The organism is Deferribacterota bacterium (assembly GCA_034189185.1).
In the GTDB taxonomy this organism is placed as follows: Bacteria; Chrysiogenota; Deferribacteres; order Deferribacterales; family UBA228; genus UBA228.
This window is the reverse complement of record JAXHVM010000257.1, coordinates 1-1,989: the sequence shown is the minus strand read 5'-3', so window position 1 is coordinate 1,989 and position 1,989 is coordinate 1. Positions and strand designations below refer to the sequence as shown.

Genomic DNA, 1,989 nt, shown 5'->3' with positions numbered 1-1,989 from the left:
ATTTTAACATGGGTAAAACGGACTATTTAGGAATCCCTTTGCTATTTATTTTTTTAGGTATAATATATTCATTTAAAAATGTGGATCTAGGTATTACATTAGGAGTCACGTTTCTCCTAACTGGATTAGCCATTATACTTTATTTGAATCCTTCTCCTAGTAGTTTAAGAATCAGGGAAAGAGATTATATTAGTTTTTTCTCTTTTATAGTTTGTGGGTTTTATGCAATGCTAGGGATTTTATTTATTTTTAATTATTTACCTAAAAAAATAAAAAAGGTATTTCTTATATGTACTGGAGTACTAGCCTTACTTTTTGTTTTGCAAAATTTTAAAGTTCAGAATAAAAGTAACGAAGATTTTAATGAGGCATTTTCTACATGGATTTTAGAAGGTATTCCTGAAAATAGTGTTGTCCTAGCAAATGGGGATAACTTAACATTTCCTTATTGGTATCAGCTTGCAAATAGTGATAAATCCATTTTATGGATTAACATAGAGTTATTGCATTTAGATAGCTATCGGACTCACCTCTATAATTATATTAGTTCACAAACAAGTTTCACTGGTTTATCACCTAATGATACTGTGTTATCAAGTAGCGCTAAAACAACTATTATTAATGAAGTAATACCCAAAGTGGATCAAGAGTCCGAATCTTTGAGAGCAGCTATTCTATCCTTCCTTAATAATAAGAATAAGCTTTTTATTCAGTCTAATTGGGCAATTGAAAATAAGATTCTAGTAGAGCAAGGATTATCATCACCATACTTACTCGTTGATGATGATCTAACTAATTTAGAAAATAGAGCTTTAAATATGATTTCTTTCAAAGCTGCTGATGTCGATGGGATGAACTCCCAAGAGATGAATATTCTAATTGATTTCTATATCAAAAAAGCAAATAATTTAATTACTCAATTGATTAAAAATGAACAAATTGATTTAGCTACTCAACTCTCTAAAAATGTAGCTCTTTTTTATGAAAAATTTGACTTGCCTAGAGATGGCAATGCATTTAATATCGCAGCACGACTATATGAATTGAAAGAAAACAAAAGAGCCATTGAATTAATGGAAAATAGTATTGAGCAAAATATTATGCTGGTAGAATGGATGATTGAAAATAAAAGCCCAATGAATAGACAACTCACTCTTGAAGCGGCAGAATCAAAAGTGAATTTACTAGATCAAATGTTAGTAAATTACAACAAGATTAACCCAACTTATATTCAAAATAATCTTAGTAAAATTCAAAAAGTTAATACAAATTACCTCGAGTGGAAGAACTCTGTTTCAAATGATATTTAGTACTGAAGTTGCATCTCATCAGCATAAAACTGATCAACCTATACTTAATAGATGCCTTGCAGCGTATGTAGCTTTACAAGATTATCAATTAGGTCGTACTCTAGAAGTAGGAGTAGGCTCAGGTGATGGAATCAAATTTTATATAAATCAAACAACAAGTCTGACGGTAGTAGATAAAAATCTAAAACTTTTCAATAAAAATAATTCCTTCAAAAATTTAAATGAGATAACGCAGGTAAAGGCTTTCTTACCAGAGCAAAGTCTAAACACTTTAAAAAAGTATGACTCCATCATATGTTTCCAATTTATAGAGCATATAGAAAAAGACTTTAAACTGATAAACCTCTTGCATAATTTGTTAGAAGACGATGGAACATTATTTATAACTACTCCTAATAAAGCAGAGTCTTCAGGGGTAAATCCATGGCATTATAGAGAGTATCATCAGAATGACCTTGAGCAACTATTAAGCGGTGTTTTTAACAGGTTACAATTTAAAGGGGTTTTTGCTAATCAAACATCTTATAAATACCACTTGGAAAGCTTAAAATTGGGCGGTAAAATTAGACAGACGTTCTTATTTAACCAATTTTTGAAACTCCCTAGATCAATGCAACATTTTAGTTACGAGTTAGCAAATAGATATAATCGTATTCTCTTAGCAAAAAAGGAAAAATAC

The 1,989-nt window shown here is 30.1% G+C and carries 2 protein-coding genes; both read left to right on the top strand.

The window, feature by feature from the left end; translation table 11 throughout:
• Positions 1-1,310 (top strand): hypothetical protein (locus SVN78_10625; protein ID MDY6822059.1); only part of this gene is annotated, 1,310 nt, incomplete at its 5' end.
• The coding region (locus SVN78_10620) for a methyltransferase domain-containing protein (GenBank protein ID MDY6822058.1) at positions 1,300-1,989 on the top strand (690 nt) is incomplete at its 3' end. The genes SVN78_10625 and SVN78_10620, both read left to right, overlap by 11 nt.